This is a genomic window from Pantoea sp. X-Soil-OKNW-556 (assembly GCF_059730695.1).
The window spans coordinates 399,207-411,824 of sequence record NZ_AP035990.1 but is presented as its reverse complement, the minus strand read 5'-3'; the positions used below and the strand labels follow the sequence as shown (position 1 = coordinate 411,824).

Genomic DNA, 12,618 nt, shown 5'->3' with positions numbered 1-12,618 from the left:
ATTTATCGCGCGCCGTACTGATAATCGCGCCGCTACGAATATAACCCGGCAATGCGGTTCAGCCTGTCCCCACAGGCTCCGCATCGTCAACCCTGCCCTCCGTCGTACTCGTCAACATCGCATTTACTAAATAATTAGAACATTCAGTCAGTTAACATCACTTTCCGGTGAGGTTACTGCCTGCCTTGCCTCTGGAGAAACTGTGATGAACGAAGCCGTAAACCAACAGGAAGCTGTGTGGCAACAAATCGAGAGCAATCCGCGCTTTCAGGAGCTGGTGCATAAACGCCAGTCCTTTGCGCTGGTGCTCAGCCTGATCATGCTGGTGTTATATGTCGGTTTTATCCTGCTGATCGCCTTCGCCCCCGCCTGGCTCGGTACGCCACTCCATCCCGGCACTAACGTCACGCGAGGTATCCCCATCGGCGTCGGCCTGATTGTGATCTCTTTTGTGCTGACGGGAATTTATGTCTGGCGTGCCAACAGTGAATTTGATCGTCTGACCCAACAAATTCTGCGCGAGGTGAAATCATGAAGCGTCTGCTCCCACTGTTCCTCGCCGCCGCCCCCATCAGCGCCTTTGCCGCCGATGCCATTACCGGTGCGGTGCAGAAACAACCCATCAATTACGGCGCCATTATTATGTTTGTGGTGTTCGTCGCCGCGACCCTCGGGATTACGTATTGGGCTTCCAAACGTACCCGTTCTCGCAGCGATTACTATACCGCAGGCGGCAATATCACCGGTTTTCAGAACGGGCTGGCGATGGCAGGCGATTATATGTCCGCAGCCTCGTTTCTCGGCATCTCCGCCCTGGTTTACACCTCCGGTTATGACGGCCTGATCTATTCGCTCGGCTTTCTGGTGGGCTGGCCGATGATCCTGTTTCTGATTGCCGAGCGTTTACGCAACCTTGGTCGCTATACCTTTGCTGACGTGGCCTCCTATCGTCTGGAGCAAAAACCCATTCGCACCCTTTCCGCCTGTGGTTCACTGGTGGTGGTGGCGCTGTATCTGATTGCGCAGATGGTTGGTGCCGGTAAGCTGATTCAGCTCCTGTTCGGCCTCAATTACCATGTCGCGGTCATTCTGGTGGGCATCCTGATGGTGATGTATGTGCTGTTCGGCGGCATGCTGGCGACCACCTGGGTGCAGATTATCAAAGCGGTGCTGCTGCTGTTCGGTGCCACCTTTATGGCTGTCATGGTGATGAAAACCGCAGGTTTCAGCTTCAACACGCTGTTTACTGAAGCGATGGCAGTACACCCGAAAGGCTCAGCCATTATGCAGCCTGGTGGGTTGGTGAAAGATCCGATTTCAGCGCTGTCGCTCGGACTGGCCCTGATGTTTGGTACTGCCGGATTGCCACATATCCTGATGCGCTTCTTTACGGTAGCCGATGCTCGTGAGGCGCGTAAGAGCGTGTTTTGGGCCACCGGCTTTATGGGCTATTTCTACTTCCTGACCTTTATTATCGGCTTCGGCGCGATCTTGCTGGTAGGGGCCAATCCCGCCTTTAAAGATGCCAGCGGCGCGCTGATTGGCGGCACCAATATGGCGGCAGTCCATCTGGCGGATGCAGTGGGTGGCAGCCTGTTCCTTGGCTTTATCTCTGCTGTGGCATTCGCCACCATTCTGGCGGTGGTGGCCGGGTTAACGCTGGCGGGGGCTTCTGCGGTTTCTCATGACCTGTATGCCAGCGTGATCCGCAAAGGCAAGGCCACCGAACGCGAGGAACTGCATGTCTCGAAAGTCACGGTGCTGGTGCTTGGCATCGTAGCGATTGCGTTGGGGATTTTGTTTGAGAAGCAGAATATCGCCTTTATGGTCGGCCTGGCGTTCTCTATCGCGGCCAGCTGTAACTTCCCGATTATTTTGCTGTCGATGTACTGGTCGAAGCTGACCACACGCGGCGCAATGATTGGAGGCTGGCTGGGCTTGCTGACGGCGGTGGTGCTGATGATTCTTGGACCCACCATCTGGGTGCAGGTATTAGGGCATGCTGCGCCGATCTATCCGTATGAGTATCCGGCGTTGTTCTCAATACTGGCCGCGTTTATCGGCACCTGGCTGTTTTCCATTACTGATCATTCGGAACAGGGGGCCATTGAACGTCAACGCTTCCGTGGACAGTTTATTCGTTCTCAAACCGGTGTGGGGATTTCACAGGGGAAAGCGCACTGACGCCCTCACCCTAGCCCTCTCCCACAAGTGGGAGAGGGAATATATGGTACCCCTCCCTCTCCCTTATGGGAGAGGGAATATATGGTACCCCTCCCTCTTCCTTATGGGAGAGGGAATGGTCCGTGCAAAACTGGCATATCGCACACCTCCCTCTCCCTTATGGGAGAGGGCCGGGGTGAGGGTCACAACGCGCAGATGACTCTAACCGCAGAGGATTAAAAACGCAGTGACGCCCCAACATACGGGCCATCGGCCAGCACGTTGTCTTTACGGCTGCCTTTGTTGTTCAGCTCGATATACTGATAACCCACACGTACGTTCAACAGCGAGATCGGGGTGAAGCTCAGGCCGCCAGACACTTCCTGGTAGCTGTCGAGATGATCAGAGAAGGATTCCGGTGCATAGTAGTAGCCACCATACAGGCCCCACATGCTATTGAAGTTGTACTGCGCACCCGCACCCAGTGCCACGGCAAATCCGTCTTTACCATCTTCCGGGTGGGTAAACAGCGCTTTCGCCGTCGGAGCCAGACGCAGGTTACCAAAATCAACGTTGTAACCCAGACCCAAACCGTAAGTGCTGCCATCATGATCGCTGCGCAGCCAGTTGCCATTAAGGAACAGACCCGGTGAGTTGGTACCGAGGCCAAGGTTGAGGTTGGTGGTGTGTTCACCCACGTCAACACTGCCCTCAATCGCCTGCGCGCCGCTGCTCAGCAGAGCCAGACCCAGTACGCTTCCTGTAACAAGTTGCTTTAACATGTAATTCCACTCCATGAAGGACAATCAATTCGGCGGAAAGGGTAAACAGCCAGGCGGCAGGAAACAACTTTATTTGGCAAGCTTTACGTAAACAGGAATGACAGCAACATGCAAAACGGCCCTTGCGGGCCGTTAATTTGGCAGATTACGCCTGCCACATCAGATGCCCCAGCAAGGGGGCAAGGATCACCGTCACCACACCAGAAAGCATCATCACCAGGCTGGAAACCACCCCTTCCTGCTGACCTATCTGGTAAGCGCGCGCCGTACCAGCACCGTGCGAGGCAGCGCCGAAACCGGCCCCCTTCGCCACACCCTGTTTGATCGCGATACGCAGGAACAGAAAATCCCCTACCGCCATGCCAAACACCCCGGTGATCACCACAAACAGCGCCACCAGATCCGGCTGACCGCCAATCGGTTTCGCCGCCGCCAGTGCAAACGGCGTGGTGATGGAGCGCACGGCCAGGCTGCGCTGAATAGATTCCGGCAGAGTAAGCAAACGCGCCAGCCACACCGAACTGCACACCGACACCAGCGTCGCGGTCGCCACCCCCAAACTGAGCGATAACCAGTGGCGTTTGATAATCTCCTGGTTTTCATACACCGGCACCGCAAAGGCCAGCGTTGCCGGGCCAAGCAGCCACAGCAGCCAGTGGCTTTCGGCGATGTAATCTTTCCAGCTCACATGGGTAATCAGCAGCAGTACCACCAACACCAGCGGCGTCATCACCAACGGCATCAGCAGCAAAGTGCGCCAGCGCTGGTACAAACGTTTGTTGAGGTAATAAACCAGCAGCGTCAGCGCCAGACAAAGCAGGCTAATGATCAGATCATTCATGATGCGCCTGCTTACGCGCTGCACGCGCCATTTCAAAACGGTAAACGCGATCAACCACCAGCGAGGTCGCCGCCAACACCAACAGGGTGCTGATGCCAATCACCAGACAGATGCGCCAACCCTCGCTGCGCAACAAATCGCTGTAGTTCACCACCGCCACCACCGCCGGGACAAAGAACAACAACATCTCGGCCAGCAGCCAGTTAGCGCCCGCCTTCACCCAGCGCAGCGGTATCACGCGCGTCATAATCAACACCAACAACAGCAACATGCCGACGACATTGGCAGGCAGCGGCAAATGCAGCCAACCCACCAGTTTATCGCTGGCGATAAACAATCCCACGTACAGCACCAACTGTAGCGGGACGAAAATACGTTGCAGGATGTCCGTTCTGCGCGGACTCAATGCGAACGCCATTTTCCTCACTCCCCCGTAAATAAATCAGGTGTTCAGTATAAAACGCAGGCAGAGTGTGAAAAAAATGAATTAATATTATTCAAACTATGCCAATCAGGAATACTTCTATGGACGTCCGCGCCCTGCGCTACTTTACCGAAGTGGTGCGCCAACAAAGCTTCACCCGCGCCGCGCAGAAGCTTTACGTCACACAGCCCACCATCAGTAAAATGCTGCGCCAACTGGAAGAGGAGCTGGGCTGCACGCTGCTGCTGCGCGACGGTCGCAAGCTGCATCTTACCGATAGCGGCCAGGCGGTTTATCAGCGTGGGTTGGCGATTTTGCAGGAGTTTCACCAACTGGAAGCTGAGATCGGTGACATCACCCAACTGAAGACCGGCGAGCTGCGGTTGGGCATTCCGCCAATGGTGGGGATGCAAATTGCCGGTTCCATCTCTGCCTTCCGCCGTCGTTATCCGGGTGTGGAACTGAAAATCGCCGAGTTTGGCGGCCTGACGGTGCAGCAGGCGGTGCTGGATGGCAGCCTCGATATCGCGCTGACGGCGCTGCCGGTCGACGCCGATTTGCCACTGAATACACTGGAGTTGATGCACCATCCGTTATGCGTTTTGCTGCCGCGCACCGCGCCCTGGCTCAATCGTACCCATCTGGGGCTGGGTGAGCTGGCGGAACATCCGTTGCTGATTTTCAACGAAGAATTTTCGCTCAATCGCCAGTTAATGAAGGCCTTTCATCGTCTTGGGTTGACGGCAAATATCGCGGTGCGCAGCGGTCAATGGGACTTCCTCGCCGCGATGGTGCAGGCGGAAATGGGGTTGGCGATCCTGCCGGAACCGATTTGCCAACGGCTGGATAAGCAATCACTGCTGTGGCTGCCGCTGGAATCAGAGCTGAAGTGGAGCCTGGGATTGATCTGGCGGGAAGGCAGTTATTTGTCACGTAGCGCTCAGGCGTGGATTGCCTGCTGTCGTGAGCACTGGCCGGATAATGCGCCGCGAATCTCAGTCTGATTCGCGGCGCAGCGGTTACTCTTCTTTCTCGATCAGCAAGGCTTCCAGCAGGTCGAGATCGCGCAACAATTTCTGCATGGTTTCGTTGGAGATTTGCTGGGTGGCGCGCAGGTGATACACCTCGGCGCGCTCGGCGCGGATCGCCGTCAGACGGAAGCGGCGTTCAAGGTTCTCCGCAAACAGCGCCTGCTCCAGCTCCTCTTTCCCGACCACGCGACGGCGCAGATTGCCAATCACCCGCAGGCTGACCTCTTTCAACAGCTCCGGATCGATGTTTTCTTCGGTGTCTTTTTCCAGCCGGGCTTCCATCTTTTGCAGGCTTTCGATCGCCACGCTGGCCATCGCGGCACGCGCGCTTTGAATTTCGCGTCGATGGCCTGCTTTATCGGTGCTCTCCATGCCGCGCAGCAGGATGGGTAACAGCACCACACCAACCAGCAGCGAAAACAGGATCACGCCGGTAGAGAGGAATACCAACTCGTAGCGCGCCGGGAACGGGTCACCGTTGCTGAGGAACAGAGGAATTGACAGCACACCGGCAAGGGTAATCGCCCCGCGCACCCCGGCAAACGAGGCAATCAGCAGTTCGCGCAGGGAGTAGCTGGCAAATTCCAGCGGCTTTTTCTTGAGGAAACGCAGGCTGGCGCGTTTCATCATCCACAGCCAGCCAAAACGCACCACCATCAGCGCGGCATACACCAACACGATGTCGGTGAACAGCATCCACAGCTCGACATTGGGATCGGCGTTGGCCTGTGCCACCGAGGTTTCAATAATGTCCGGCAGTTGCAGGCCGAGCATCAGGAACACCATGCCGTTGAAGACAAATTCCAGCATCTGCCACACGCTGTTGGCGCGTAAACGCATCGCCAGCGGAGCCTGGCGGATGATACCGGAACGGGTGATGGTCATACCGGCCGCCACTGCCGCGAGGATCCCGGAGACACCAAGGTGTTCCGCAATCAGATAGGAGGCAAACGGCAGCAGCAGCAATAACACCGTCTGCGTTGCCGGATCGTCACCGCTCCAGCGACTCAGCAGACGCAGCGAGCGGCCATACAGCCAGCAAACCGCGACCCCGGCCACCAGGCCGCCAACCGCCACTTTGAGGAACTCGACGCTGGCACCGCCCCAGGTGAAGACCATAGTGCCCATCGCCACGGCGACAGCAAACTTGAGAGACACCAGGCCGGATGCGTCGTTCATCAGGGCTTCGCCCTGCACAATCGACATGATTTTTTTCGGGATGCGCCCTTCCCCAACGATACCGGAGAGCGCCACCGCATCGGTCGGTGACAGCACCGCCGCCAGCGCAAAGGCCGGAATCAGCGGGATACCCGGCACCAGCCAGTAAATCAGATAGCCGATACCCACCACGGTGATCAGCACCAGCACCAGCGCCAGTCCGATGATCTCACGACCGTGATGCAGAAATTCGTTAATCGGTGTTTTCCAGCCGTCGGCGAACAGCAAGGGCGGAATAAACAGCACCAGAAACAGTTCGGGATCAAAATCGACATGCAGACCAAAGGTCGGCCAAGCGAGCATTGCACCGGCCGCGATCTGCACCAGCGGCAGCGGGATTTGAAACGGCAAGATACGTGCCGCAACACCAGAGAGTGACACAACCAGTGTCATGATGAGAATGGTAAAGAAGATTTCCATGCTTTCCTTAGGCGAATCATTTTCGTTAAAGCGATGTTTGTTGCGCAGGAAAGTGTAAAACAAAACGCCGCACGACGGGAAAACCCGACGTGCGGCAGTACAAGGAAAGCGAATAATTCGGATTTCAGGAAAATTTCAGGTCAGATGGCCCAGCCACCGGCGTAGAAAGCCACCAATGCCACAGCAATCACCACCGTACCGATATTCAGCTTGCGCCACTCACCGGCAAACAGGCGACCAATCACCAATGCCGCGAAGCCGAGCATAATGCCGGTGACGATGTTGCAGGTCAGCACGATAAACACCGCCGTCAGCAGGCCGGACATGGCATCAACGAAATCATTGAAATCGATTTTCGCCACGTTGCCGAGCATAAGCAGACCGACATACATCAGCGCCGGAGCAGTAGCATACGCCGGCACCAGATACGCCAGCGGCGACATAAACAGAATCACCATGAACAACAGACCCACTACCACCGCCGTCAGACCGGTTTTACCGCCCGCCGCCGTACCGGCCGCCGATTCGATATAGACCGCCGCCGGGGAAGCGCCCAGCAGACCGGCAAACAGGCTGCTGACAGAGTCGGTGGTCAGGGCGCGGCCACCATTGATGATCTGGCCGTCTTTATCCAGCAGATTAGCCTGGCCGGCCACCGCCCGGATGGTGCCGGTAGCATCAAACACCGCCGTCATCACCAGCGCCAGCACCGTCGGCAGCACCGCGGGTTTGAGCGCGCCCATGATATCGAGGCTGAACACCAGCGACTGACCGCTGGCATCTTTCAGGCTCGGCATGGCAAACAGCCCCTGATATTTCACTGCCGGATCAAAAATCAGTCCGACAATCGAGATCGCCACAATGGTCAGCAAAATGCCGCCAGGGACACGGCGCTTCTCCAGCCCGAAGATCGCCGCCAGACCCACCAGCGCCATAATCACCGGGAAGGAGGCGAAGTGGCCCAGTTCAACCGGCAAACCCGCCGCCGGGTTTTTCACCACCAGGCCAACGCTGTCAGCCGCGATCAGCAACAGAAACAGGCCAATACCGATGCCGGTACCATGCGCTACGCCCATTGGCAGGTTGCGCAGAATCCATGCTCGGATGCCGGTCACCGAGATCAGGGTGAACAGCAGCCCCATCAGGAACACCGCACCAAGCGCCACCGGCACGCTGATGTGCTGACCTAGCACCAGGCTAAAGGCGGTAAACGCCGTCAGCGAGATAGCGCAGCCAATCGCCATCGGCAGGTTGGCCCACAACCCCATGATGATCGAACCGAAACTCGCCACCAGGCAGGTAGCGACGAATACCGCGGTCGGTGAGAAGCCCGCTTTGCCGAGCATACCCGGTACCACAATGACGGAGTAGACCATCGCCAGGAAGGTGGTTAAGCCCGCCAGCACTTCCTGACGCACGCTACTGCCGCGTGCTGAAATATTGAACCAGCCGTCCAGTTTTCCACTGGCCGGGCGAGATTCGCCAGACATAATTAATCCTCTGAATTTTTGCTGTTGTGAGTGGCCGCACGACTGACGTTTGCCTGCCATCCTGGTGCACGTTTCTCCAACGGAGAAACAACGCAAACGTTTACGTAGTCGCGTATTTCTGGTCGTAAAAGGGGGAACTCAGAAAAAAGGCAAACGATTATCCGGTGATTGGCCTGAGATTTTCAACTGCTAATCTGCATCGATACAGGATAATCCTCATTGCATAACAGAAATGCAACGTAGTTTCGCTGCCCCGGCGTGCGCGAGTTTCAGTGGAACAGACTGGAAATTATAGGAATTTTTATGCGCATTTTTGTTGCGCAACCAAATGATAGCCGGGTTGCGCAACATGATTATTGGCTGAAATTGATCGGGCCACCCTGCTCAATCGCCCGCTGCCAGGCGGCGCGTTGTTCCAGCCCTTCCAGCCAGTGCTGACTGGCAGGCATATCACGCAGGCCGGTACGCGCACGCATCGCCAGCAGCGGAAAACTCATCTGAATATCGGCGATGCTAAAACGATTACCGGCGAAGTAAGGGTGCTGACTCAGGTGCTGTTCAATCACATCCCCATGTAATCTCAACTGCTTGTTCAGCCAGGCTTTCTGGATCCCGGCGCTCAGAGCCTTACCGGCCGGGCGCAACAGCCAGGGCACCGGTTTTTTACCCAACTGCCCGAACACCAGTTTCATCACCAGCAGGGGCATCAACGACCCCTCGGCGTAATGCAGCCAGTAACGCGCCGCAATTTGCGCATCTTCATCGGACAGCTTTAATCGATATTCGGCGTCATATTTGTCGGCCAGATACTCCAGGATTGCGCCAGATTCCGCGATCACGCGATTGCCATCGGTGATCACCGGAGATTTCCCCAACGGATGGACTTTCTTCAACGACTCGGGCGCCAGCAGGGTGCCTTCACGTTGGTAACGTTTGATCTGATAAGGCACTGACAGCTCTTCCAGCAGCCACAGCACCCGATGTGAACGAGAATTTTCAAGATGGTGAACAGTGATCATCATGGCTTCCTGACCAATGGTTGGACCAGCAAGTATAGATGATGTCGCCTCAGCGTTTCTGCTCGTCCTGTTGCGGATCGAGCAAAACCGCCCCTGAACCTTGCTCGCCCAAACGGTCGCCAGGGTTACGCAATGGACAGTCACGCATTGACAGGCAACCACAGCCGATACAGCCATCAAGATCGTTACGCAGCCGCGTCAGGGTTTCGATGCGTTTATCCAGTTCCTCACGCCAGTGCTGCGTCAGCGCATCCCATTCCTGGGTCGACATGCGCTTGTTAGCCGGCACATGCATCAGACTGTCGCTGACCGTGGCGAGGGGAATACCAATGCGCTGCGCAATTTTAATGATCGCCACGCGGCGTAGCACATCACGGCTGTAACGCCGTTGGTTGCCGTTATTACGCGTACTGGAGATCAATCCTTTGGTTTCGTAAAAGTGCAAAGCCGACACCGCCACACCGCTGCGCTTCGCCACTTCACCCGGCGTCAGCACCGGTTTCGGGTAGTTGCGTTCTTTTTTCATTTCGCTCTTTACCTCAAGTTAACTTGAGGAATTATACTCGCTCCCCATTGAAACTTCGAATCTCTACTCAGAAGGATGTGGTTATGATGCAAGAGGAAATCATTCATTCACTGACTCACTGGATCGATCAGAATCTGGATAAAACTCTGTCGATTGATGAAGTAGCGGCGAAATCAGGTTATTCCAAATGGCACCTGCAACGTATGTTCCGTACCGTGACGAAACAAACGCTGGGCGGTTATATTCGCGAACGCCGCTTAACGCTGGCCGCTGAGGCTCTGCGTCAGACACAACGTCCGGTATTTGATATCGCTATGCAGTACGGCTACGACTCACAGCAAACCTTTTCCCGCGTGTTTCGCCGTCAGTTCTCGCAAACGCCCACCGCGTATCGCCATACCATGCGTCGCCAGGCGATGATTCAGCGCCCACGTCTGGTGAGCTTTGATTGCAACGAGAATATGGCCAGCTTTACCCAGCGTACTACCGGCGAGTGCTGCCCGGTTCGCTAACCTTGCCTGCGCGCCCCGCGCGGGCGCTCCCTGCCCTGTCTATTCGTGCGCGATAAATCGCGCCGCTACAAATCCGTGGCTACGCCATAAATTTCCGCATGCTGCCGATACGTGCGCGATAAATCCGTGGCAACGCCATAAATTTCCGCACGCTGCCGATACGTGCGCGATAAGTCCGTGGCAACGCCATAAATTTCCTTACGCTGCCGATACGTGCGCGATAAATCCGTGGCAACGCCATAAATTTCCGCATGCTGCCGATACGTGCGCGATAAATCCGTGGCAACGCCATAAATTTCCGCACGCTGTCGATACGTGCGCGATAAGTCCGTGGCAACGCCATAAATTTCCGCACGCTGTCGATACGTGCGCGATAAGTCCGTGGCAACGCCATAAATTTCCTTACGCTGCGGATACGTGCGCGATAAGTCCGTGGCAACGCCATAAATTTCCTTACGCTGCCGATACGTGCGCGATAAATCCGTGGCAACGCCATAAATTTCCGCACGCTGTCGATACGAGCGCGATAAGTCCGTGGCAACGCCATAAATTTCCTTACGCTGCCGATACGTGCGCGATAAGTCCGTGGCAACGCCATAAATTTCCTTACGCTGCCGATACGTGCGCGATAAATCCGTGGCTACGCCATAAATTTCCGCATGCTGTCGTTGCGGCGCGATTTATCGCGCGAATCCTCTAGCTGCATCGATAAATTTTTTTCTACCATACCAGGTATAAATTTTGTTCAAACTTTCAAATCGGATGATATAATGTGACCCAAGTCACAGTTTAATGCGTAGTTCGACGGCCTGAAGGGCCTCCCTGACCTTCCTTCTCTGCCGCCAGTGATGTCCGATGAATGTCAGGGATGTTACTGATTCATAGAGGTTCGTTGCAGATGGCTACTTTAACCACCAGTCTTATCGTTATGCGCTGGGAATTGCTGAGCGCAGTAATGATGTTTTTCGCCAGCACCCTGAAAATTCGTTTTCGTCAGAACAGCCACCATGTGATGGCGCTGATGTGCGGCGGAATCGGCCTGGGTATGTCCTGCTGGTTTGTCACTGGCCTGATGGGGATCACCCTCAGTATGGAGAATCTGCATAACTTTATGGAAATCTCCAAAAATGCCTTTGTTGAGGTGATGAGCCAGACGCCTGCTGACTGGCCAATGCCTTAATCGCTACCCATAAAAAACCCCGCGTTGCGGGGTTTTTTATTTTGCTGTGTGATTTCAAATTTTCTTCAATACGGCCGGGATGTTGACATCCTCCACCGTTCCGTCGGGTGTCTGTGCACCAAGACGGTCCTGAATCCACATATCACCCATCATCTGATTAAGTCCACGATCCAGCCCGGTGACCATCCCCGCGCCAGGCGTAAAGGTCAGCTCACCAAAGAAAACCTGCTGCTCGTGGATATACCAGTCAACGCGCACATAATCGAAATCACTTGCCAGCTTCTTGCTCAAGACTAACGCGTGCTGTAACGCGGCCATTTGCGGCGAGATATCCAGGCCGGTATCGCGAATCTTGTGATACGCCTCGTCTAAATTGTTAACGTAAAAGTTCATGGATAACAACGGCCTACATCGGTTGTAAATCACCTGAAGCACATATTCAAAGTTGCCATCACGTTTATTAAACATATGGAACTTGTAATCAATGGGCGCGTTTTTCCCATCACCAATGTATTTTTCTACCAGAATGCGCGGTTTGATATAGCGGTAGTGGATCTCGCGCGCTTCATCCGCATAGTCTTTTTTCAACCAGGTTTGGCATTTACTGATGATCTGCTGTTTCTTCAGCGCATCTGGCTCTTCCAACAGGATTTCGACCATATTCGAACCGTGGTTCGGTTTGATGACCGTATTTTTCCAGCTCGACAGGGTATGCAGTGAATGAGGATCGCTGGTTTCATACACCAGCGGGATCAGATATTCGCTGCCCACCTTCTCAGCAACGTAATCACGCACCGAGTATTTATCCGACAGGCGACCATAGTTCTGGTAATCGCCATAGACAAACTTGCGATACAGCACCTTCTCATTAAACACTTTGGGCTGACGCAAATTGGGTAACCGACGAAACCTACGGAAGTAGTACAGACGGTCCTGGTAAGCCCAGGGCATTTTTTTGATGAAATACCGCACACTTCGTCTGAGTTCATCTTTCAACTTGAGCATATCTAAC

14 protein-coding genes are annotated in these 12,618 nt (G+C 55.1%); 5 read left to right on the top strand and 9 right to left on the bottom strand.

The genetic code is table 11. The annotated features are described in order from the left end of the window. Nucleotides 1-205: 205 nt before the first annotated feature. The gene (locus tag AC6I8T_RS01830; RefSeq protein WP_208724623.1) at nucleotides 206-535 is read left to right on the top strand and encodes a DUF485 domain-containing protein; all 330 of its coding nucleotides are present in this window, start codon (nucleotides 206-208) and stop codon (nucleotides 533-535) included. Next, nucleotides 532-2,184 carry a cation/acetate symporter ActP gene (actP, locus tag AC6I8T_RS01825; protein WP_021184113.1) on the top strand — a complete coding sequence of 551 codons (1,653 nt, stop codon included), beginning with the start codon at nucleotides 532-534 and terminating at the stop codon, nucleotides 2,182-2,184. The genes AC6I8T_RS01830 and actP overlap by 4 nt, the downstream gene beginning before the upstream one ends. Nucleotides 2,185-2,399: 215 nt before the next feature. Here the strand turns inward: actP and AC6I8T_RS01820 are convergent, their stop codons facing one another. The 3 genes from AC6I8T_RS01820 to AC6I8T_RS01810 form a co-directional block, all read right to left on the bottom strand. Further along, nucleotides 2,400-2,945: a YfaZ family outer membrane protein gene (locus AC6I8T_RS01820; RefSeq protein ID WP_208724622.1), complete on the bottom strand. Its 546-nt coding sequence runs from the start codon at nucleotides 2,943-2,945 to the stop codon at nucleotides 2,400-2,402. Nucleotides 2,946-3,090: 145 nt separating this feature from the next. Beyond that, on the bottom strand, nucleotides 3,091-3,786 hold the full coding sequence (locus tag AC6I8T_RS01815; RefSeq protein WP_021184111.1) for an LrgB family protein: 696 nt from the start codon (nucleotides 3,784-3,786) through the stop codon (nucleotides 3,091-3,093). Further along, complete coding sequence (locus tag AC6I8T_RS01810) at nucleotides 3,779-4,204, bottom strand: CidA/LrgA family protein (protein ID WP_021184110.1); 426 nt, start codon at nucleotides 4,202-4,204, stop codon at nucleotides 3,779-3,781. Before AC6I8T_RS01810 ends, AC6I8T_RS01815 begins: the two co-directional genes overlap by 8 nt. Before the next feature lie 107 nt (nucleotides 4,205-4,311). Between AC6I8T_RS01810 and AC6I8T_RS01805 the strand changes: the two genes are divergently transcribed. Then, on the top strand, nucleotides 4,312-5,214 hold the full coding sequence (locus AC6I8T_RS01805; RefSeq protein WP_021184109.1) for a LysR family transcriptional regulator: 903 nt from the start codon (nucleotides 4,312-4,314) through the stop codon (nucleotides 5,212-5,214). Between the two features lie 15 nt (nucleotides 5,215-5,229). On the opposite strand, the gene AC6I8T_RS01800 is transcribed toward AC6I8T_RS01805, so the two are convergent. From AC6I8T_RS01800 to soxR, 4 genes are all read right to left on the bottom strand, one after another. Beyond that, a complete protein-coding gene (locus AC6I8T_RS01800) occupies nucleotides 5,230-6,879 on the bottom strand; it encodes a Na+/H+ antiporter (protein WP_021184108.1) in 1,650 nt (549 codons plus the stop codon). A gap of 140 nt (nucleotides 6,880-7,019) precedes the next feature. Next, nucleotides 7,020-8,369 carry an NCS2 family permease gene (locus AC6I8T_RS01795; RefSeq protein ID WP_497833453.1) on the bottom strand — a complete coding sequence of 450 codons (1,350 nt, stop codon included), beginning with the start codon at nucleotides 8,367-8,369 and terminating at the stop codon, nucleotides 7,020-7,022. A 353-nt stretch (nucleotides 8,370-8,722) separates the two neighbouring features. Next, a complete protein-coding gene (locus AC6I8T_RS01790) occupies nucleotides 8,723-9,388 on the bottom strand; it encodes a glutathione S-transferase family protein (RefSeq protein WP_208725482.1) in 666 nt (221 codons plus the stop codon). Between the two features lie 49 nt (nucleotides 9,389-9,437). Then, on the bottom strand, nucleotides 9,438-9,914 hold the full coding sequence (soxR, locus tag AC6I8T_RS01785) for a redox-sensitive transcriptional activator SoxR (protein WP_013507513.1): 477 nt from the start codon (nucleotides 9,912-9,914) through the stop codon (nucleotides 9,438-9,440). Nucleotides 9,915-9,997: 83 nt separating this feature from the next. On the opposite strand from soxR, the gene soxS reads away from it, so the two are divergent. Then, a complete protein-coding gene (soxS, locus tag AC6I8T_RS01780; RefSeq protein WP_021184105.1) occupies nucleotides 9,998-10,426 on the top strand; it encodes a superoxide response transcriptional regulator SoxS in 429 nt (142 codons plus the stop codon). Nucleotides 10,427-10,505: 79 nt separating this feature from the next. Here the strand turns inward: soxS and AC6I8T_RS01775 are convergent, their stop codons facing one another. After that, the gene (locus AC6I8T_RS01775; RefSeq protein WP_497833452.1) at nucleotides 10,506-11,024 is read right to left on the bottom strand and encodes a hypothetical protein; all 519 of its coding nucleotides are present in this window, start codon (nucleotides 11,022-11,024) and stop codon (nucleotides 10,506-10,508) included. Nucleotides 11,025-11,324: 300 nt separating this feature from the next. Between AC6I8T_RS01775 and AC6I8T_RS01770 the strand changes: the two genes are divergently transcribed. Then, complete coding sequence (locus AC6I8T_RS01770; RefSeq protein WP_013507511.1) at nucleotides 11,325-11,606, top strand: YjcB family protein; 282 nt, start codon at nucleotides 11,325-11,327, stop codon at nucleotides 11,604-11,606. A gap of 54 nt (nucleotides 11,607-11,660) precedes the next feature. On the opposite strand, the gene AC6I8T_RS01765 is transcribed toward AC6I8T_RS01770, so the two are convergent. After that, the gene (locus AC6I8T_RS01765) at nucleotides 11,661-12,611 is read right to left on the bottom strand and encodes an ATP-grasp fold amidoligase family protein (protein ID WP_021184103.1); all 951 of its coding nucleotides are present in this window, start codon (nucleotides 12,609-12,611) and stop codon (nucleotides 11,661-11,663) included. Nucleotides 12,612-12,618 lie beyond the last annotated feature (7 nt).

What these genes read in the sequence shown, in the direction of transcription:
- AC6I8T_RS01770 (WP_013507511.1), top strand. Translation starts at nt 11,325, where the DNA reads ATGGCTACTTTAACCACCAGTCTTATCGTTATGCGCTGGGAATTGCTG.
- AC6I8T_RS01800 (WP_021184108.1), bottom strand. Translation starts at nt 6,879, where the DNA reads ATGGAAATCTTCTTTACCATTCTCATCATGACACTGGTTGTGTCACTC.
- AC6I8T_RS01805 (WP_021184109.1), top strand. Translation starts at nt 4,312, where the DNA reads ATGGACGTCCGCGCCCTGCGCTACTTTACCGAAGTGGTGCGCCAACAA.
- AC6I8T_RS01810 (WP_021184110.1), bottom strand. Translation starts at nt 4,204, where the DNA reads ATGGCGTTCGCATTGAGTCCGCGCAGAACGGACATCCTGCAACGTATT.
- AC6I8T_RS01775 (WP_497833452.1), bottom strand. Translation starts at nt 11,024, where the DNA reads ATGGCGTTGCCACGGACTTATCGCGCACGTATCGGCAGCGTAAGGAAA.
- soxR (WP_013507513.1), bottom strand. Translation starts at nt 9,914, where the DNA reads ATGAAAAAAGAACGCAACTACCCGAAACCGGTGCTGACGCCGGGTGAA.
- AC6I8T_RS01820 (WP_208724622.1), bottom strand. Translation starts at nt 2,945, where the DNA reads ATGTTAAAGCAACTTGTTACAGGAAGCGTACTGGGTCTGGCTCTGCTG.
- AC6I8T_RS01795 (WP_497833453.1), bottom strand. Translation starts at nt 8,369, where the DNA reads ATGTCTGGCGAATCTCGCCCGGCCAGTGGAAAACTGGACGGCTGGTTC.
- actP (WP_021184113.1), top strand. Translation starts at nt 532, where the DNA reads ATGAAGCGTCTGCTCCCACTGTTCCTCGCCGCCGCCCCCATCAGCGCC.
- soxS (WP_021184105.1), top strand. Translation starts at nt 9,998, where the DNA reads ATGATGCAAGAGGAAATCATTCATTCACTGACTCACTGGATCGATCAG.
- AC6I8T_RS01830 (WP_208724623.1), top strand. Translation starts at nt 206, where the DNA reads ATGAACGAAGCCGTAAACCAACAGGAAGCTGTGTGGCAACAAATCGAG.
- AC6I8T_RS01765 (WP_021184103.1), bottom strand. Translation starts at nt 12,611, where the DNA reads ATGCTCAAGTTGAAAGATGAACTCAGACGAAGTGTGCGGTATTTCATC.
- AC6I8T_RS01815 (WP_021184111.1), bottom strand. Translation starts at nt 3,786, where the DNA reads ATGAATGATCTGATCATTAGCCTGCTTTGTCTGGCGCTGACGCTGCTG.
- AC6I8T_RS01790 (WP_208725482.1), bottom strand. Translation starts at nt 9,388, where the DNA reads ATGATCACTGTTCACCATCTTGAAAATTCTCGTTCACATCGGGTGCTG.